Source organism: Gordonia sp. 135 (assembly GCF_009720185.1).
GTDB classification, from domain to species: Bacteria; Actinomycetota; Actinomycetes; order Mycobacteriales; family Mycobacteriaceae; genus Gordonia; species Gordonia alkanivorans.
The window spans coordinates 1,456,524-1,475,301 of record NZ_CP046257.1 but is presented as its reverse complement, the minus strand read 5'-3'; the positions used below and the strand labels follow the sequence as shown (position 1 = coordinate 1,475,301).

The following is an 18,778-nucleotide window of genomic DNA, read 5'->3' as shown; positions in this document are numbered from 1 at the left end:
GGGGTTGGCTCGTCTCACACCTCAGGGAGCGGGGTTTGCGGCAGTCGCCAACCGGCGGACTTCGAGCGAGCGGCTCAAACCCAGACGATGATGTCCCCGCCGCGTTCCTCGACGCGGTACACCGTCACCGATCCGATACCTTCCGACGTGCACGCACCATCACCGAAGGTGAAGGCGTACTGATGCAGCGGGCACACGACCTTCGCGGCGTCGAACTGGCCGTCGGCGAGCGGACCGCCACGGTGCGGGCAGACGGCGCCGGTGGCGCGCAACGAGCCGTCGGTCATCCGGAACACCGCGATCTGGTTCCCGCCCAGGACATATGCGCGGCTCTCCCCCAGCTCGAGGTCGGCAACTGCCCCGATGACCACTCCGGGTTCGGCGATGCTGGTCATCGGACCGGCACCTGCGGGAGCGGCAGCAACGGCAGCGCAGGGGTGAACTGTGCGGGCGACTTCGGTTCGGCGCGATCCAGCCAGGGATCGACGTAGGCGGCGACCGCCTCGTCGATCCGCCCCTGGAGGCCGGCCACCAGGCCGTCGCGGTCGTCGACGATGATCGCGCGCAACTCTTCGATGCCGATGCGCGGTACGAACGCGTAGGTCCGCTCGAGCCATTTGCCCTGTTCGCGGTAGTACTGAATGAAGATGCCGCACAACCGGATCACCTCGCCGGGCGAGTCCACGGTCGCGAGCAGATCGCCCTTGCGGATGTGGGCGCCGGCGGCACCGCCGACGTAGATCTCCCACTTGCCGTCGCCGATGGCTACCACACCGAAGTCCTTGCACAGCGCCTCGGCACAGTTGCGCGGGCAACCAGTCACGGCGAGTTTGAGTTTCGCCGGCGACTCCAGCCCCTGGTAACGGGTCTCGATATCGATACCGAGCTGCGTCGAATCGCCGAGACCGAAACGGCAGTAATCGGTTCCGACGCAGGTCTTCACCGTCCGGAAGGACTTGCCGTAGGCATAGCCCGACGGCATGCCGAGGTCCTCCCAGACCTTTGGTAGGTCTTCCTTCTTGACGCCGAGGAGGTCGAGTCGCTGACCGCCGGTCGCCTTGATCATCGGGATCGAGTACTTATCCGCGACGTCGGCGATCTTGCGCAACTGGTCGGGCGAGGTCACCCCACCCTTCATCTGCGGCACCACGGAGAACGTGCCGTCCCGCTGAATGTTCGCGTGCACACGGTCATTCACGAACAGAGCACCCGGCTCACGCTTCCAGTCCGACCCCCAGATGATCCGAAGCAGCGAGGCGAGTGGCATCTTCGCGGTCGCGTCCTCCCCCTCCGGGGCCAGCTTCTCGAAGACCTCACTGACCGACCGCAGGTTCTGCCGCCGGATCGCGTCGATCAGTTCGGGTTTGGTGAGTGGGATCGCGGGGACATACCAGTCGGCCGAGGCGTCGGCCGTCAGGGTGTCGCCGGCCGCGTACTCGACGATGTCGGCGACGAGTCCCTTACACGATCCACATCCCTTGCCCGCCCGGGTCTTCGCGCACACCTCGCCGACGCTGGTGCAGCCCGACGCGACGCAGCTCATGATGTCACCCTTGGTGACCCCGTTGCAGTTACAGACCTGTACGTCGTCGGCGAGTTCGGCCGCACCGGTCGCCGCGCTCGGCGTCCCCAGGTCGAACAGCATCGAGATGCGCTCGTCCGGCAGCGGCACCTTCTCGTCGAAGGCCTGGGTGAGGAAGTTCGCCTTGGAGATGTCGCCGAGGAGCATGGCGCCGATCAGCTTGTTGTCCCGGACCACGACACTCTTGTAGACACCGCTGCGCGGTTCGTAGAACTGGACGAACTCGTCGTCGTCCCGCTCCGGACCCTTGACACCCATCGCCGCGACGTCGACGCCGGCGACCTTGAGCTTCGTGGTCAGGCGCGAACCGTGGTACTCGGCCCGGGGATTCGCGCCGGTCAGCACGTCGGCGAGAACCACCGCCTGCTCCCACAGCGGGGCCACGAGTCCGTACACCTCACTGCGATGCTGCGCACACTCCCCGACCGCATAGATGAATGCCTCGTCCTCACAACGCATCTGATCGTCGACGACGATCCCGCGTTCGACGACGAGCCCGGCTCCGCGCGCGATCTCTACGTTCGGCCGGATACCGGCGGTCACCACGATCATGTCGGCGGGCAGCGAATCACCGTCGGTGAAGCCGACTCCCGCGACAGTCCCGTCGTCGTTGCGCAGCACCGACGTCGTCCGCTTGCCGGTGTGGACACCCACGCCCAGAGACTCGATCTTGTTGCGCAGCACGCGCCCACCGCGCTCGTCGAGCTGCTGGTTCATCAGGTGCCCGGGCGAGTGCACGACGTCGACGGCCACTCCCTGCGTCTGCAGGCCGTAAGCGGCCTCGAGACCGAGCAGGCCGCCGCCGATCACGACGGCGCGCATGTGATCACGCGAGGTCGCCATCTGCAGCATGCCGTTGGTGTCCTCGATGGTCCGGAAGCCGAACACACCGCGGGCGAGCTTGCCGTCGGGTTCGCGCAGGCCATCCATGTTCGGGAAGAACGTGTGGGAGCCGGTCGCGATGACGAGGACGTCGAAGTCGATGGACCGGCCCGACGCGCATGTCACCGTCTTGGCGAACCGGTCGATGGATTCGGCACGGTCGCCGGCGTACAGGGTGACGCCGTGCTCGCGGTACCAGGCCATCGGGTTCAGCATCAGGTCGTCGTCGTCGACCGTGGCCTCACCGGCCAGCACATGGCTGAGCATGATGCGGTTGTAGTTGCCGTACGGCTCGTCGCCGACCATCGTGACGTCGAACTGGTCAGCGCCACCGCGTTCGAGGATCTCCTCGACCGTGCGCGCGCCGGCCATACCGTTTCCGACGACAACCAGGCGCCGCCGCTGCTGACTGTGGGAGTCCGTCATCAGAAGACGACCATCCCGAAGTCGATCACGACGTCGCCGCTCGTGCCCTCGGGGGCCGCGATCACGAGTTCGAGTGTCGCGTCGGGGTCGACGTCCTCGACCACCCGCAACGGCACGTTGACCGACGACCGGGCCCCCATCGGGAACATCCGCATCGGCACCCCGTCACGCAACAGCGTCACACAGATCAGCTCGTCGGAGCTGTTGCCTCCGCGAAAGTACAACGGCTGGGCCGTCATTCCCGACGGCACCACGAACGTCAACGACGGGTCGATGGGCCCGGACTTGGTCAGGCCCGCTCCCGCGAACGGGAAGACACCCTGCAGAAAGTGCGGAGTACTCGACATGCCGCCACTATCCGCGCGCCGCGTGAAATGCGACTTGCCTCGGTGTTACGTCGGCGTTGTCTGGTCCTCACGCCGCATCCGCAGCCACGAGAGCAGTGCGGATCTGGGAGTTCAGCGTCGCAGAGCGCGTTCGCGGGCGAGGAAGAAGAACGGGATCGCCGTCGCGATACCGACCCCGAAGGTGAGGACCACCGACGAAAACCACCAGGGCATGATGCGCAATCGCCTGGCCTCGCCGAACGCCCACAGATGGAAGGCGATCACCACGAAGAGCAGGTCGACCATCGCGAAGCGGCCCGGGGTGGTCTTCATGATGTCGCCGACGAAGAAGTCCTTCACCGACTCCGGCCCGTTGCGCTGAACGTACGGGATCGCGATCGCGTTCTGGGTGACCAGCGCGGTCACGAACACGGCGAACAGCGAACGCTCCCGCCACTTCTGGTTCATACCCTCGTACGCCATTGCGCCTCCTCCGAATGTGTGTCGTGTGCCCCGATGGTGACACGAAGAGGGAACGGCGCTCAGGCCTTTCGCCAGCCGGCAGCACCGACCATGTCGGCGACCTGGGTGAACTTCACGCGAGGACGACCCTGCTCGACGCCGCGGCGGCGTTCACGGCGGTCGATGGCGCGCATGCCGCGGTAGCCGATGACGGTCCGCACGCGCTTGCGCACCAAGGCGGTGAACTCACCCTTGCTGCGCTGGGTGCGCTGCAGACGACCCGACGCGGCGTCGGCGATGAAGTCCTCCACGGTTTCGGTGGCGCACTTCTTGTTTGCGCCGATCCCGCCACTCGGTCCGCGCTTGGCCCAGCCCAGTACGTAACCACCGGGGACGACCTCGCCCGACTCGTCGACGAGTCGGCCGTCGGCGTTGCGGAAGATGCCGCGCTCGTCGTCGAAGGCCAGACCCGGGATCGGGGTCGATCGGTATCCGATGGAGCGCACGACGAGGTCGGCGGCGACGTGGTGCCGGCCCTCGCCGGTCCGGACGGTCACCGCCTTCACCTGCGGGTTGCCGACGATCTCCTCCGGTGTGCTGTGGAACAGGAAGACGATTCGACGTCGCGACGGGTCCGCGGGTTCGCACAACGACGGTACGTGCCCGTCGACACCGTCGAACACCTCGACCTCGACACCCGGGATCTCCGACAGCGCACGGTATTCCGCTGCGGTGTACGCCGCGGCGGCCTGGTCGCGACGACCGAGCAGCACCACCTCGTGGACGTTCTGTTCGCGCAAGATCTCGAGCGCACGATCGGCGATGTCGGTGGTGGCCAGCAACTCCGGCGGCGACACGAGGATGCGTGCGACGTCGAGCGCGACATTACCCGTGCCGACGACGACCGCGCGCCCGGTTGCCGGATCGTCGGCGGTTCCCCGGCGCAACGGCGGCCCCTCGTCGACACCGGGCACGCCGTTGTACCAGGCCACCAGATCAGTGGCCGACGTCGAACCAGGCAGATCCTCGCCCGGAATACCCAGGCGACGAGACTCGCTGGCGCCCACGGCGTAGAACACGGCGTCGAAATGCTCGGCCAGTTCGGCCGGGGTGATCTCGTCCGGGCCGTCACCGACCGACACATTGGTCAGCATGGTGACGCGTGGGTCGCGGTAGAGGAGGTCGAATCCGCGGAGCACACCCTTGGTGCCGGGGTGATCCGGTGCCACACCGGCGCGGACCAGTCCGCCCGGAGTCGGCAGCTTGTCGATGACGGTGACGGTCGCCTCGGTCCGGTCGAGCAGTGTCCGTAGCGCGTAGCCGCCCGACGGCCCGGTCCCGACCAGCGCAACCCGTAGGCCGGCAGGCAGTTTCGGGATATCCGGGTAGGTGACGCCCGCCGCCTCGTCGTCGGCCGGAGCGACCCATCCGGACCGGACGTCGGGGTTGCGCTTGTAGTAATCGGCGTTGATGTCGATGAACACCTTGTCGCGCGCGCCGAGCTTGTCCGCCGGGTAGATCGCGTCGACCGGGCACGCATCGGCGCAGGCTCCGCAGTCGATGCACGCCTCCGGATCGATGTGCAGGATGTCGGAGCTGCCGAAGCCGCGTTCCTCAGGGGTGGGGTGAATGCAGTTCACCGGGCATACGGACACGCATGCCGCGTCACTGCAACATGATTGGGTGATGACGAACATCAGAGCATGTGCGCTTTCCGGTAGTACCGCATGGCGGGCTTGGTGAGCAGTCCGACCTCGTCGAGGAACTCCATGAGGTGAACGCAACTCGAGCGGATCATCGAGTGGAAGTGCGAGTTGTGCCGCATCTCGCGGGCGGCACGGTCGGCGTCGAGGCCTGCGTCGGCAAATGCCTTGCGCTGCACCAGACTCGTGACGATGTAGTACGCGCCGATGGAGACCGCCAGAGCGCTGAACTGGCGTCGTGCCCAGCTCACGCCCTCCAGCGAGTCCCTCACCTCTTCACGCGCGAACTTCATGTGGCGCGATTCCTCGAGGACGTGGATCTCGTTGACCGTGCGGATGAAGTCGAGCACGCGGTCGTCGCGCATGCAGCCGCGCTGGAAGACGTCCAGGACTTCTTCGGCGACAAGGATTCCGGCGTAGGAGACCTCGTTCTTCGCGGTCTGCATGAAGATCTTGCCGAGGCGGGCGACCTTCTTCGACGGCCGGTAGGAGGTACCGACCATCTTCTCCGAGGCCTTGGCGAACATCAGCGAGTGCCGGCATTCGTCGGCGACCTCGGTGAGTGCGAACTGGAACTCGGAGCCGTGGTAGTCGCCGAGGTACTGATCGCGGATGACCATTTCCTGCAGGATCATCTCGAACCAGATCCCGATGTTCATGATCGAGGCGAACTCGTGGCGGGTGACCGAGATCCGCTGCTCCTCGGTCAGTTCGTCCCAGTAGTCGGTGCCGTACAGCGACGACCACTCGGGGCTGCACCCGTACTTCGTCGGGTCCATCGGCTGGGACCAGTCGATCTCGGTCATCGCATTCCGGGACAGACGGGCAGCCGACGCCAGGAGACGTGCGGAAACCTCCTCGGTGCCCTGGTCACGCATGCTGATGACGTTCTCGGTTCGTTCCATCGCGGCAGTCATGCGAACTCGCCTTCCGGTCGTCGACCATGACAATGATCGATGTAATGACAATGTGTGTTGTCAAGATAGCACCGCGGCGTGACCCAGTAAACGAATCGATGAATATACTGACGAGTAAGTTCGGCGCCTGAAACGGTTGTCGCAGGTCAGCGCCGTCGATGCCGTCACGATCAACCATGGGGGTTCGCATGTCATCCATCTTCATCACCGGCGGGGCGGCCGGGATCGGCCTCGCCACCGCCGAACGCTTCGACCGCGAGGGCTGGACGGTCGGCGTATACGACGTCGATGTCGACGCCCTCGCGAAGGTGAAGGCCGACCACCCCGACTGGATCACCGGCACCCTCGACGTCCGCGAACCGGAACAGTGGGCCGACGCTCTCGCTGAGTTCACCTCCCACACCGGTGGCAAGCTCGACGTCCTCGACAACAACGCCGGAATCCTGCACGAGGGCAAGATCGACGCCATCACGCCCGAGCAGATCAAGCGCCAGATCGACATCGACGCACTCGGCGTCGCCTCGGCGCGCAGGCCGCCTACCCGTACCTGAAGAAGACCCCGGGTGCACACCTGGTGAACATCGCATCGGCGTCGGCGATCTACGGCCAGCCGGGCATCGCCGTCTACTCGGCCACCAAGTTCTTCGTCGGCGGATTCACCGAGGCCCTGGAACTCGAGTGGGAGCACGACGACATCCGCGCCGTCAGCATCTGGCCTCTGTGGGCCAAGACCGCCCTGGCCACCGGCGGCTCCAAGTCCAACAAACCCTTGGCATCCGTATCACCCCCGAGCAGGTCGCCGACAAGGTCTGGGAGTCCGTGCACCCCACCCGCCAGGACAAGCTCCTGCACCGCACCAGCTACTCCGTCGGCGCGCAGACCCTCTTCCTCGGCAACGCCGCGAAGTTCATCCCGAACTTCCTGAACCGAACCGTCAACAAGTTCATCGCGCAGTAGCCACCCTGCAAACCCACCCCTTTTCCGTAAACCCACCCGGCGCGGTCTGGGCGCGTTTACGGAAAAGGGGTGGCTTTGTCGGAGGGTGGGTCCGCAGCGTGCGCTCGTGCGTCTGATTGGTATGGACCTGCCCACCGATCGACACGGCCTGATCCTTCGCAGAGAAACCGTCGGCACCCACATCACCGACGAACAGTTGCAGCGCAGGGTCGAAGGCAAAGCCCTCTATCGCCTCTGGCCGGGTGCGATGGCCGACTTCGCAACGGTCGACGATCTCGACGCCGTCGAGAAGCACCGGCTGACCGTCATCGCCGCCGCGAACGCGGGACGCCCGGGCCGTCTGTTCAGCCACGTCTCCGCCGCTGCCATGCACAGGTTGCCGATGCTCTGGCCGGATCTGTCGCAGGTTCATGTGACGTCGCCGAAGGTCGGGAAACGAACCAAGAGCATCGTCAAGCATCAGGCCGACGTCGAGCCGCAGGACGTCGGGGTCGTCGACGGGGCCACCGTGACGAGCATCGAGCGCACAGCGTGCGACGTCGCCAGACTCGGAACCAGCCGCCAGGCGCTCGTCGTCCTCGACGCCGCACTGCGACGTGACGCCGACGTCGAACGGATGCACCGAATCCTCGATTCGTGTCGAGGGTTCAAGGGCGTCGAGATGTTGCGCCGCATGTTGCCGCATGCGAACGCACTGTCCGAGAGTGTCGGCGAGTCCCTCAGTCGCGCAGTGATGCTCGAGTCACCCGACCTACCTGTGCCGCGGCAGCAGGTCGAACTCTTCGACGACCGCGGCACGTTGATCGCGCGCGTCGACTTCCTGCTGGCCGACAGGGTCGTCGGCGAGTTCGACGGCATGGTCAAGTACAACGGCACGATCGGCGACAAGCCCGCGTGGAAGACGGTCGTCGACGAGAAGATCCGTGAGGACCGTTTGCGTGCAGAGGGTTACACCGTCATTCGGTGGGACGTGGCAGGATCTGGCCGACAAATCCCGTTTCCACGCGATGCTCAAGAAGGCACTGCCCTCGCCTGACGCTGACAGCCCCACCCCTATTCCGTAAACCCACCCGTCGCGGATCGGGCGCGTTTACGGAAAAGGGGTGGGTTTGCGGGCGGGGTCAGCGGCGCGCGGTCGGGAGTCGCCAGCCGAACTTCAGGCCGAGCAGACGCAACCCGGTGGCGAGGATCGATCCGACGATCAGCCAGACCCAGTCCGGGACCGGAGTGTGGTACGACCCGACGGCGACCACCGTGGCACCCAACAGTGCGGGAACCGCGTAGAGGTCGGCGGGCTGGAGGAGGAGCGGGATCTCGTTGGAGATCACATCACGTAGGACGCCTCCGCCGACCGCGGTCAGCAGCCCGACTGCGGTGGCGGCGAACGCACTGGCACCCACTTCGACGGCGATCGACGCCCCGGTCGCGGCGAACAGACCCATGCCGAAGGCGTCGAGGACGAGGATCGACCGGCGGAGCTTGGTGAAGGCGGGATGAAAGGCGAAGACGAGCAGGCTGGCGATCGTGCCGGTCAGCACATTGCCGAAGTTCTCGATCGACGAGGGTGGGGTGATGCCGAGCAGCACGTCCCGCAGAACGCCGCCTCCGGCGCCGGTGAGCACCCCGACGGTCACGATGCCCCACATGTCGAAGTCCTTGCGGACACCGACCATCGCACCCGAGGCCGCGAACACCGCGACACCCGCGAAGTTCAAGATGTCGAGAAGCACCTTCCACTCCTGTCACGACGGGGACGACCAGGGCGGCCGGACCACACACACGAATGGCCGCCCCCGGTAAACGGGGACGGCCGTCCATGTGAAATTCGCGGTGCCGAGGCGGCAACCGGAAAGGCTAGCGACGATCCAGATCGATGATGCCCGCGCGAGCGGCCTTCACGAGTCGACGCGGAATCCGCACGGGGACGCCGTTGACCTTTTCTTCCTGCAGTGCCGGGTTTTCCGCCTTCCACTGCGAACGACGGCTACGGGTGTTCGCCCGCGACATCCGGCGCTTCGGTACAGCCATGGTTGAGCCCTTCTCCTACTGTGGTCTGCGTGGCCGCTGGCAACGCAGAGCGTCACCGATCGACCCGAGTCAGTGCGCCAATCGGCCCCCGCGGGCGCGGCACACAACCCGACCAGACTACCTGGCGAGACCGCCCAGCTCCAAAATGGTGGTCGACGCCAACAGCTCGCAGGTCCGCGTCAGAAGTATGACCAGGGACTTTCGACGCCGGTGAGCAGCACCACCAGCCAGTACGCCACCCAGACGACGATGATGAACAGGCCGATGATGATGGCCGTCAGCGCGAGTCCGTCGCCGGTCTGCTTGCCGCCCGACGCCGCGATCTGCTTGCGCGCCACCAGGCCGAGTACGAGTCCGATCAGGCCGCCGATGCCGATGCACACCAGACCGAGCAGTGAGGCGACCAGCGCCGCCACCGCGAGGGTGTTGGTCTTCGGGGTCTCGTCGGCCTGACTCTCACCGTGGAAATTGTCGACGGCGTGCTGGTCGCCCGCCGGCGACTGCCCGTGTGCCTGCTGGGCGTGTGATTGCTGCCCGTACGACTGGTAACCCGGCGGCGGACCGTATCCAGGCCGGCCCTGCGGTCCGGGTGCCGGCTGCCCCGGCTGTCCGAAGCCCGGCTGCCCATACCCCGACGGACCAGGCCCGCCGTACCCGGGCGGCGGGCCGGGTTGTCCGTGACCCTGCTGGGCATATCCCGGCGGTGGGCCGTACCCCGGCTGCGGGGGGCCACCTGGTCCGGCAGGTCCACCACCGGGCCCGACAGGCCCACCCGGCGGCCGCGTCGAGATGACGCGCGTCGAGTCGTACCCCGACGGCGCCGGGCCGGGCGGGGCCTGCGGCGAGTTGGACGCGGGCGGAGCCGGAGGCACGGGCGGAGGCGTCTGGCCCGGTGCCCCCGCGGTACTGATGACGCGGGTGACACCGTCGGCCGGGCTGTGCGACTGCGCGACCTCGGTGCCCTCCGGACCGGCGCCCGGGGTGGAGGTCAACGGCGTGGTCGTGCCCGGGGTCGACTGCACCGGCTCGGTGGTCTCCCCCGAACCGGTGTCGTCGTCGGCCTGACCGAGGAGTTCCGCCCGCGACACCTTCTGCGTCGGCTCGTACGGAGACTGGTTCGGATCGGGTGCCGAACCCGGCGGCACCTGATCCGACTGGGACTGGGGTGTGGAGGACGGATCCTGTGGATCCCCGCCTCCGGTCGGGTTCGACATCAGATGCCTTTCACAAGCCGTGCGTCGTCGCGGCGCGAGGATCGTTCGTGCGCGGCGCCATGCCTGCGCAGGTCACAGAGTAGTGAGAAAGAGCCTCGAACTGGCCAGAAGTCGACGATCGCAGGCTCAGATCGGCCCGAAATTCGTTCAGTAGTAGTAGACCGAGTCCATCGAGTTGCCGGCTGCGATCAGGATGATGATCAGCACGGTGGCGATGACCGCACCCAGGATTCCCAACCCGCCGGTGATGATCCCGGCCAGACCCATGCCCGTGCCGGTCTGGTTACCTGCCGACTGCTCGACCTCGCGTCGAGCCATGAACCCGAGGACGACGCCGGCAATGCCGAGCGGCAACGCCAGCGGGAAGCAGGCGGCGAGCATCACCAGAGCGACGATGCCGCAGATCAGCGCGCCGATCGCCTTGCCGTTGGTGGACGTCTGCGGAGCCCCGTAGCCGTACCCGCCGTAAGGCGCAGCGCCATAAGGATTCTGGGTGCCGTAGGCGGCCGACCCGTAAGCGGGTGCCTGGCCGGCCTGGTACGGATCGCCGTACTGGCCGTAGTTCGCGCCCGGCGGCTGACCGTACGGATTCGGGTTGTACGGGTCCTGCCCCTGGGGCTGGCCGTACGGGTTCTGCTCATACGGGTTCTGACCATAGGGGTTCTGTCCGTAAGGATTCTGCCCCTGGGGATCAGATGAGGGTCCCGGCTGGTAGGTCTGCGCGAACTCGGTCGGCGCATAGTCCGGGGAGCTCTGCCCCTGATCACCCTTGCTGAGGTTCGGACCCGATCCCCCGGACTGCGGTCCTCCCGAGGAACCGGAGCTCGGCACCGTCCCCCAGTCGTCCTGGCCCTGGCCCGATCCCTGTCCTGGTGGATATGACATCCGTAACCCCCTCGTTCGATCCGATAAATCCGTTCATCACCCTAATGAATAGACTCGAGCGGTGTCTGGCGTCATCTCCGGCTTCACGGTGATCTTCATAGTAGTCGGGGTCGGTTATCTGCTCGGTCGGACGCACGTACTCGGCGACCACGCGCATGAGGTCCTGTCCCGCCTGGTGTTCTTCGTCTTCACTCCGGCACTGCTGTTCCATTCGCTGGTCACCTCGGACCTGTCGGTGATCTTCTCCTCGACGCTGGTCATCGCCGGCGGCAGCGCGTTTCTCATGGCGGGCGTCTATCTCGTCATCGCCAAACTGTGGCTACGACGCCCCGTGCCAGAACTCGTCATCGGGTCGCTCGCGGCGTCGTATGTGAACAGCGTCAACCTCGGCCTGCCGATCGCGATCTTCGTCCTCGACGACGCGTCGTTCATCGCGCCGCTGCTGATGTTCCAGATCCTCATCCTGTCGCCGATCGCATTGGTGACACTCGACCTCACCGCCCTCGAGCCCACTGCCGGCCGTTCCCTCGTCCGCAATTCCCTGATCGCTCCGATGACCAACCCGATCGTCGTCGGCGGGATCGCCGGACTGATCGTGTCGGTGCTCGGGCTGATGCCACCGGCGGCCGTGATGTCGCCGCTGAAGATGCTCGGCGACGCGTCGGTGCCGGCGGCGCTGCTGGCCTTCGGTATGTCGCTCACCGGCGTCCAGGTGTTCAAGAAGGGCGAGAGTCCGCGCCGCGACATCGCGCTCGCCGCGGTGTTGAAGATGGTCGCGATGCCGCTGACCGTGTACGTGATCGCGCGCTGGGGGTTCGGTCAGACCGGTCAGGCGCTGTTCGCCCAGGTCGTGATCGCCGCGCTTCCCACGGCCCAGAACGTCCTCGTCTACGCCACCCGCTACCGGCGGGGACAGATCATCGCCCGGGACACCGCTCTGATCACCACGCTCGCCTCGATCCCGACGATCGCCGTCATCGCACTGCTGCTGGCCTGAGCCCGGCGGCGCGCCGGCCGGGCACCGTCACTCGTCCGGGTGCTCGCGCGGAACGACCTTCACCTCGACGCCGCCCATCAGTGCGAACCCGGTCACGCGCACGACAGGTGCGCCCGGGCGCGGCGACTTCTGCGACTTGCCGCCGAAACCGCCCATGATCCCCAGTCCGCCGACCTCGACGGTCACCCCCTCGGGCACCTTGATCTCGACGCCACCCATGATCACGACGCACTCGACAGTGAGAACGGGTGCGGTGAACTCGACCTCGCGCAGGTCGATCTCGACACCGCCCATGATCGCGGTGGCGGTGAGGGCGTCGGCGACCACCGCCGTCCCCGACAGCTCGCTGCCGGACATGATCGCCAGTCGATGTCGCACCGCGGCGTCGGAGCTCCCGCCGGTCACCCGCGGGCCGGGTGACATCGTCGCCGCCGGCATCGCCACGCCGAGCTGCGCGACCGGGAGGTCGTCGGTCAACTCGTCCAGGTCACCGAAAGTCTTGGCCCTCACCGCTTTTCCCGCACGCTCCTCGTACTCGACGAGCGAGAGGCTGCCGTGGGCCATGGCTGCGGACAGGATTTCGTGTACCAGTTCCCGATCGGCGTCGGCGGCACGCAGACGCGCCCGTCGATCGTCGGGTACGGGCAGATCGCCGGAGGAGGTCACATCTGGAAACCCTAGTGGCCACTCCGCAGTCCGACCACCCTGATTTCCACCCTGAGTCGACCCCGACGATCAGCCCACCGACCGACGCGCGGAGGGGCATAATCCATTCACCCCTACCCCCTGGAGGCGACCCATGGGCCAGCCCTACGATCCCGGCCAGTACGGCCCTGGCAACCCCTATCAGTCGGGCCCATACGGCGCGCCCGGCGGCTATCCACCGCCCACACCGCCCAAGGACCGCAGCGGAATGCGGCTCTGGGGCAAGATCCTCACCGCCGTCGGCATCGTCGTCCTCGTGGCCTCGCTGGCGATCGGCATCGCACTCGCCGTCGGCGGGATCAGCCAGGTGGTCGACCAGGCGGAACAGGCCTTCGTCGTCGACCCGACCGGCGAGCAGAACTACGCCGCCGGAGACACCTTCGCGCTCTTCACCCCGGAGTCGTCGGCCGGCGACCCCTCCTGCGAGATCACCGGTCCCGCGGCCCTGGAGCGCGAATCGGGGGTGACCACCGAGTTCACCTACGACGGCACCCAGGTGAGGTCCTTCGAGTCCTTCGGGGTGAAGGAGTCCGGGACATACTCCTTCACCTGCAGCGACCGCGTGGTGGTCGCATCCATCGACCTCGGCGGGATCTTCAGCGGCGTAGGCGGAGTTCTCCTCGCCGTCTTCGGCGGCGGCTTCGGCGCAGTCCTGCTGTTGATCGGAATCGTGTTGTGGGCCATCGCCGGACGGAAGCCGCGCACCGTCTGATCCGGCGCTCGACTCTTCAGCCGCGTCGACGACCCTTCCGCGACTTCAGGTAGTCACCGACCACCGCGGCACCGAGGCCGTCGACATCGGGGGCGACCACGCGACCACCGATCCGGCGGGCGATCTGATCCATGAAGTGGGCCAGGCCGGGGTCCTCACCGAGACGGAAGAAGGTGACCTGTGCGCCGAGCCGGGCCACATGGTCGAGTTCGCGCACCGTCAATGCGATCGTCTGCGGGTGCGGCGGATAGAAGAAGAACGGTTCGCCGCTGGGGTCGAGGTGGGCGGTGGGTTCGCCGTCGGTGACCACCAAGACCACCGGCTGTGCGTTCGGGAAGCGACGCAGGTGTCGCTGTGCGAGCAGCAGCGCGTGGTGCAGGTTGGTGCCCTGCTCCATGCGCGGTTGCAGTCCGGTCAGTTCGGCGATGTCGATGGACCGCGCGTAGCGACCGAAGGCGATGAGATGGAGTTCGTCGCTGCGGAACCGGGTGGAGATCAGGTGGTTCAACGCGATCGCAGTGCGTTTCATCGGCGTCCAGCGACCCTCCATCTCCATGGAGAACGACGTGTCGACGAGGAGTACGACCGCCGCCTGGGTGCGGCTCTCCGTCTCGGCCACCTCGACGTCGCGCACATCGATCCGCACACCTGAGCGCGCCATCTCCGACGTCGCCAGCGACGGTTCGGTGGTCTCGGAGACGTTGCGCAACACCGCATTCGACACCGTGCGGGTGACGTCCCACGGGTCGGTGTCGCCGAACTCCCATTCGCGGCTGGCCCCGGTGGGTTCGCCGAGGAGCCCGGTCTGCCGGGTCTGGCGGTCGCCACGACGCCCGGACAGTTGCTCGGCGATGTCGCGGAAGATCGACTGCCCGAGCTGACGCATCGCTTTGGGACTCAGCCGGAGCTGACCGTCGGCGGTGCGATCGAAGAACCCCTGCTCCGACAACGCCTTCTCGAGCTCGGCGAGCATCCGGGCGTCGACGGCCGCCTCGTCGCCGAGTTGGCGGGCAAGTGCATCGAGGTCGATGTCGTCCATCTGGGCCCCGGCGTACTGCTGGGACAGCTGCTCGGACAACGCTTCGAGTTCCGAGATGTCACGGAGCGCCGCGGCGCCCTCCCCGAGTCCCATCGGCTGGTCACCCGAGAACGACTGCGCGTCGTCCCAGTCGAGCCCCGGTCGCGCCGCACGCAATTGCGAATCCATCTGCGCGAGTTGACTCATCAGGTCCGGCGAACCGAAGGCCTGCTGCGCCAGCTGATCCAGTTCGGCCCGCTGCTCCGGGGTCAGCGAGTTGTAGAACTGCTGGGCGGCCGCGGCGCGTTGCGCCAGTGAGTCGATGAGTTCCTCGGTGTTGCGCGGGTTCTCCGGGAAGAAGTCCCCGTGGGAGTCCATGAACTCGTCGAACTTGTCCGAGGTGTCCTCGCCACGGTTGTGCGCCTCGAGCAACTCGTTGAGGTCTTTGAGCATGTCCGAGACCCGTTGCCGGTCGGCCTCGGTGGCACCTTCGAGGGCCTCCTTCATGCCGGCGAACCGCTGGTCCAACAGCTCGCGGCCGAGGAGGTCCTTGATCTTCTCGTAGTCCTCCCGGGCCTGCGGGCTGCGCCAGTTGTATTCCGACAGCTCTTCGACGGCCTGCGCGGTCGACGGCGGGAGGCTGCCGATCTGCATCTCCGCGAAGCGCGCGTCGTCGTCGAGGTCGCGGGCGAGTTGCTTGCGCTCTTCGAGGACAGCGCGGTCGAGCAGCTCGCGGATCTCGGCGAACGTGCCGTCGAGGTTGCGCTTCTTCAGCAGTTCCTGCCGACGCCGGTTGACCTGTTCCCGGAGCTTGTCGAGGCCGCGCATGTTCGGGGTGCCACGACGCAGCAACTCCCGGAGGGCACGCTGCGGCGACGCACCGGCCATGACGTCGTCGCCGATCGTCTCCAGCGCCTCACGCAGATCCACCGGCGGGGCGAGCGGATCGGGCCCGCCGCTGTACCGCTGGTAGCGCGAACGATGGAAGCTCTTGCGCGCCAATGTGTTCTCCCTCAGCCGTAGATGGTCTGGCCGGCCTCGTCGGCTTCCTTGCCGATCCGACGCGCCAGGAACAGACCCTCGAGTGCCAGTTCGACGGCACTCGCCCGCTCGCCCTCGATGTCGGCGTCCAGACGCTCCGCGATCGCGTCGAGCACGGCGCCCGTGGTCTCCGGCGACGGAATCGAACCCAGGAAGTCGCCGGCCCGGACACGGTCGCCGGTCACGACCGGTTCACCGTTCTCCAGCGCCTCGACGAGCGCTGCCAGGTCGATCCCGCCGAGATGTGCCCGCACGGTGTCGGCGACGGACTTGCGCATGAGGTGCTCGAGGATCTCCAGCTCGCGTCCCTCCTCGCCGGACTCGAACTCGATCTTGCCGCGCAACACCTCGACCACCGACTCGAGATCGACGACCCGCGCGACCGCCTGGTCCTCACCGGTGACCGCGGCGCGGTGAAGTGCCGCGGCGGCAACGGTTTCGGCGGCGGCGATCGAGAAGCGTGCGGAGACGCCCGACCGCTGGTCGATGGACGGATGGTCGCGGGCGTAACGGGTGAAGCGTGCCAGGATCTCGGTGATGAAGGTCGGGACACTCGCGGTGAGGTCGGCCTCCTGCTCGATGACGGCAACCTCGTCGTCGAGTTCGAGCGGGTAGTGCGTGCGGATCTCGGCGCCGAAGCGGTCCTTCAGCGGGGTGATGATGCGACCGCGGTTGGTGTAGTCCTCCGGGTTCGCGCTCGCCATCACGAGCACGTCGAGCGGCAGCCGCAGCGTGTAACCGCGGACCTGGATGTCACGCTCCTCCATGACGTTGAGCATCGACACCTGAATGCGCTCGGCGAGATCCGGGAGCTCGTTGATCGCGACGATGCCGCGATGCGCGCGCGGGATGAGTCCGAAGTGGATGGTTTCCGGATCGCCGAGGCTGCGCCCCTCGGCCACCTTCATCGGATCGATGTCGCCGACGAGGTCGGCCACCGATGTGTCGGGGGTGGCCAGCTTCTCGCTGTACCGCTGCGAACGGTGACGCCACTCGATGGGCAGATCGTCGAGCAGGTTGGCGGCCTTGCGGATCGACGCCGGGGTGATCGGCTCGTACGGGTGCTCGCCCAGTTCCGATCCGGCGATCACCGGCGTCCACTCGTCGAGGAGTCCGACGAGGGTGCGCAGGATGCGAGTCTTACCCTGGCCGCGCTCGCCGAGCATCACGACGTCGTGGCCGGCGATGAGTGCGCGTTCGAGCTGCGGGATGACGGTGGCCTCGAAGCCGACGATCCCCGGCCAGGGGTCGCGGCCCTCGCGGAGGGCGGTCAGCAGGTTGTTGCGGATCTCGTCGCGCACGCTGCGCTGCACGTGGCCGCTGGCACGCAGTTCACCCAGGGTGCGGGGTGACGGGTGGCGGGTTTCGGTCGACTGAGAACCATGGGTGGTGAAATTGTCCTCTGGCACGTGATCCACGCTACTCCGAGTTGTGATGTGCGTGCGTGCCGTAGGGGTTCAGGCAGTACCCGGCGACCAGGCCGGGTCGCGGCCGACGAAGCCCATCAGGCGGCTGACGGCGTCGGCGTCGGCCGGCACCTCGACCGCGGGCCCGTACTGTCCCGAGCTCCGCAGCAGCTCGTCGATGGGGATCATCCCCTCGAGCAACACCCTGGCGTAGTCGGGATCGAGGCCCGGGGTGACGCCCTGCGACCGGGCGAGATCCCAGGAGTGCATGTACACGTCCGCGGTGTAGAACCGGTCGACCGCGTCGGCGAGGCGGTGCTCCCCCGCCATCGGATGGGTGAAGGTCTCCTGCGCCGACGGGCCGTCGAGCAGGTCCTGCACGGCTGCCGCATGCGCCGACCACGCTCTCGCAGGATCGTCCGCAACTCCGGGCCCACCCGGCAACCGCACGCCGCCGGCGTCGAGGAATCCGGTGAACCAGTCGACGAGGTGGGCGACGACATCACGTGCGGCCCACCCGTCGACCGGTGTGGGGGCGTCCCAGTCGGCGACGACGGCGATCGCGTCGGCGAATCCGGCTGCGACCTCCCGATGCCGGGCGGCGGGATCGAGTTCGGTCAACGACATGGGTCAGATCTCGCCCGACTCGAGCAGCTTGTCGATGCCGGCGTACCCCTCGTTGACGCCGACCTCCATGCCCGACGACAACCAGCCGTCGCGTGCTTCGAAGCTGTTGCATAGGGATTCGGCGTGCAGGCGCGTCGTTCCGTCACCCAGGTCCTCGAACCAGAGTGTCTCCAGCGACACCTGGTCGGGCATTCCCAGCCAGGTGAAGGTCTGCACGATCTTGTCCTCGCCCACGGTGTGGAAGCAGCCGCGGAATCCATGCTCCTGCCCCTCATGCGTGGAGATGTAGTGCCAGCTGCCGCCGTCGCGGACGTCCCATTCGACGATGCGGTTGGCGACAGAGTCCGGACCGTTCCAGCGGACGAACAGTTCGGGATCGGTGTGCGCTTTCATGAGTTGGGCGGGCGTGCCACGGAAGTCTCGGGTGATCCGGATGGCCGGGACTTCCCTGTCGGCCTCGATGGCGGCTTCGGGATAACGGGTTGCGGTGGTGCTCATGATGCCTTTCCTCTCCTTGTGGTGTTGTCGTTCTCGACTCGGGGACGTTCCGCCTCGGGGCCGTCGTTCATCTCCGCGAGCAGTGCGTCGAGGCGCTGGTAACGCTCCTCCGCCCGCTGCCGGTATCGCTCGATCCACTTGGTCATGAGGTCGAACACCTCTGCTTCCAGATGGACCGGACGTGTCTGGGCCTCCCGGGTTCGGGACACCAGACCGGCGTCCTCGAGCACCTTCAGATGCTTGGAGACCGCCTGGATGCTGACGTCGTACGGCTCCGCGAGCTGGGAGACCGTCGCGTCGGACACCGCCAGTCGCGCGACCATGTCGCGTCGGGTGGGGTCCGCGAGTGCGGCGAACACCTTGGACAGCTCGTCGGCCATTCCGCACCCTCC

At 67.0% G+C, this 18,778-nt stretch carries 18 protein-coding genes and 2 pseudogenes; 4 read left to right on the top strand and 16 right to left on the bottom strand.

Annotated features, from left to right (window positions below; genetic code table 11):
* Window positions 1–74 precede the first annotated feature (74 nt).
* The 6 genes from GKZ92_RS06755 to GKZ92_RS06730 all read right to left on the bottom strand — a co-directional run bounded on the left by GKZ92_RS06755 (window position 75) and on the right by GKZ92_RS06730 (window position 6,298).
* The gene (locus tag GKZ92_RS06755; protein ID WP_155225128.1) at window positions 75–395 is read right to left on the bottom strand and encodes a Rieske (2Fe-2S) protein; all 321 of its coding nucleotides are present in this window, start codon (window positions 393–395) and stop codon (window positions 75–77) included.
* The gene (nirB, locus tag GKZ92_RS06750) at window positions 392–2,890 is read right to left on the bottom strand and encodes a nitrite reductase large subunit NirB (protein ID WP_155225127.1); all 2,499 of its coding nucleotides are present in this window, start codon (window positions 2,888–2,890) and stop codon (window positions 392–394) included. The genes GKZ92_RS06755 and nirB overlap by 4 nt, the downstream gene beginning before the upstream one ends.
* A complete protein-coding gene (locus tag GKZ92_RS06745) occupies window positions 2,890–3,237 on the bottom strand; it encodes a hypothetical protein (protein WP_042378812.1) in 348 nt (115 codons plus the stop codon). Before GKZ92_RS06745 ends, nirB begins: the two co-directional genes overlap by 1 nt.
* Before the next feature lie 111 nt (window positions 3,238–3,348).
* Entirely contained in the window at window positions 3,349–3,699 is a 351-nt protein-coding gene (locus tag GKZ92_RS06740) for a DUF2834 domain-containing protein (RefSeq protein ID WP_042378813.1), read from the bottom strand.
* Between the two features lie 59 nt (window positions 3,700–3,758).
* Window positions 3,759–5,375, bottom strand: a complete 1,617-nt coding sequence (locus tag GKZ92_RS06735; RefSeq protein WP_155225126.1) for a 4Fe-4S binding protein — start codon at window positions 5,373–5,375, stop codon at window positions 3,759–3,761.
* A complete protein-coding gene (locus tag GKZ92_RS06730) occupies window positions 5,375–6,298 on the bottom strand; it encodes an AurF N-oxygenase family protein (protein WP_155225125.1) in 924 nt (307 codons plus the stop codon). Before GKZ92_RS06730 ends, GKZ92_RS06735 begins: the two co-directional genes overlap by 1 nt.
* 188 nt (window positions 6,299–6,486) lie before the next feature.
* On the opposite strand from GKZ92_RS06730, the pseudogene GKZ92_RS06725 reads away from it, so the two are divergent.
* Together GKZ92_RS06725 and GKZ92_RS06720 are read left to right on the top strand one after the other, a co-directional pair.
* Window positions 6,487–7,255, top strand: a pseudogene (locus GKZ92_RS06725) (SDR family oxidoreductase).
* 121 nt (window positions 7,256–7,376) lie between these two features.
* A pseudogene (locus GKZ92_RS06720) lies at window positions 7,377–8,319 on the top strand (hypothetical protein).
* A 57-nt stretch (window positions 8,320–8,376) separates the two neighbouring features.
* On the opposite strand, the gene GKZ92_RS06715 reads toward GKZ92_RS06720, so the two are convergent.
* The 4 genes from GKZ92_RS06715 to GKZ92_RS06700 all read right to left on the bottom strand — a co-directional run bounded on the left by GKZ92_RS06715 (window position 8,377) and on the right by GKZ92_RS06700 (window position 11,382).
* On the bottom strand, window positions 8,377–8,985 hold the full coding sequence (locus GKZ92_RS06715) for a trimeric intracellular cation channel family protein (protein ID WP_040004240.1): 609 nt from the start codon (window positions 8,983–8,985) through the stop codon (window positions 8,377–8,379).
* Between the two features lie 124 nt (window positions 8,986–9,109).
* Entirely contained in the window at window positions 9,110–9,283 is a 174-nt protein-coding gene (gene rpmF / locus GKZ92_RS06710; protein ID WP_005193867.1) for a 50S ribosomal protein L32, read from the bottom strand.
* 179 nt (window positions 9,284–9,462) lie between these two features.
* Complete coding sequence (locus tag GKZ92_RS23705) at window positions 9,463–10,497, bottom strand: DUF4190 domain-containing protein (protein WP_006359672.1); 1,035 nt, start codon at window positions 10,495–10,497, stop codon at window positions 9,463–9,465.
* 147 nt (window positions 10,498–10,644) lie between these two features.
* Complete coding sequence (locus GKZ92_RS06700; protein WP_035755621.1) at window positions 10,645–11,382, bottom strand: DUF4190 domain-containing protein; 738 nt, start codon at window positions 11,380–11,382, stop codon at window positions 10,645–10,647.
* Window positions 11,383–11,443: 61 nt separating this feature from the next.
* On the opposite strand from GKZ92_RS06700, the gene GKZ92_RS06695 reads away from it, so the two are divergent.
* Window positions 11,444–12,379, top strand: coding sequence for an AEC family transporter (locus GKZ92_RS06695; RefSeq protein WP_035755619.1), 936 nt, complete (start codon window positions 11,444–11,446; stop codon window positions 12,377–12,379).
* A gap of 27 nt (window positions 12,380–12,406) precedes the next feature.
* Here the strand turns inward: GKZ92_RS06695 and GKZ92_RS06690 are convergent, their stop codons facing one another.
* Complete coding sequence (locus GKZ92_RS06690) at window positions 12,407–13,045, bottom strand: DUF1707 SHOCT-like domain-containing protein (protein ID WP_006359675.1); 639 nt, start codon at window positions 13,043–13,045, stop codon at window positions 12,407–12,409.
* Between the two features lie 133 nt (window positions 13,046–13,178).
* On the opposite strand from GKZ92_RS06690, the gene GKZ92_RS06685 reads away from it, so the two are divergent.
* Window positions 13,179–13,796 (top strand): hypothetical protein, encoded by a 618-nt coding sequence (locus GKZ92_RS06685; RefSeq protein WP_006359676.1) that lies wholly within the window; start codon window positions 13,179–13,181, stop codon window positions 13,794–13,796.
* Between the two features lie 16 nt (window positions 13,797–13,812).
* Here the strand turns inward: GKZ92_RS06685 and GKZ92_RS06680 are convergent, their stop codons facing one another.
* Genes GKZ92_RS06680 through GKZ92_RS06660 form a run of 5 tightly spaced genes read right to left on the bottom strand, consistent with a single transcriptional unit; the run spans window position 13,813 to window position 18,766 of the window.
* On the bottom strand, window positions 13,813–15,816 hold the full coding sequence (locus tag GKZ92_RS06680; RefSeq protein WP_035755617.1) for a vWA domain-containing protein: 2,004 nt from the start codon (window positions 15,814–15,816) through the stop codon (window positions 13,813–13,815).
* A gap of 11 nt (window positions 15,817–15,827) precedes the next feature.
* A complete protein-coding gene (locus GKZ92_RS06675; RefSeq protein ID WP_035755615.1) occupies window positions 15,828–17,273 on the bottom strand; it encodes a sigma 54-interacting transcriptional regulator in 1,446 nt (481 codons plus the stop codon).
* Between the two features lie 39 nt (window positions 17,274–17,312).
* Entirely contained in the window at window positions 17,313–17,888 is a 576-nt protein-coding gene (locus GKZ92_RS06670) for a maleylpyruvate isomerase N-terminal domain-containing protein (RefSeq protein WP_006359679.1), read from the bottom strand.
* Between the two features lie 3 nt (window positions 17,889–17,891).
* Entirely contained in the window at window positions 17,892–18,386 is a 495-nt protein-coding gene (locus tag GKZ92_RS06665) for an SRPBCC domain-containing protein (RefSeq protein WP_035755613.1), read from the bottom strand.
* Complete coding sequence (locus tag GKZ92_RS06660; protein WP_006359681.1) at window positions 18,383–18,766, bottom strand: ArsR/SmtB family transcription factor; 384 nt, start codon at window positions 18,764–18,766, stop codon at window positions 18,383–18,385. Before GKZ92_RS06660 ends, GKZ92_RS06665 begins: the two co-directional genes overlap by 4 nt.
* Window positions 18,767–18,778: the final 12 nt, after the last annotated feature.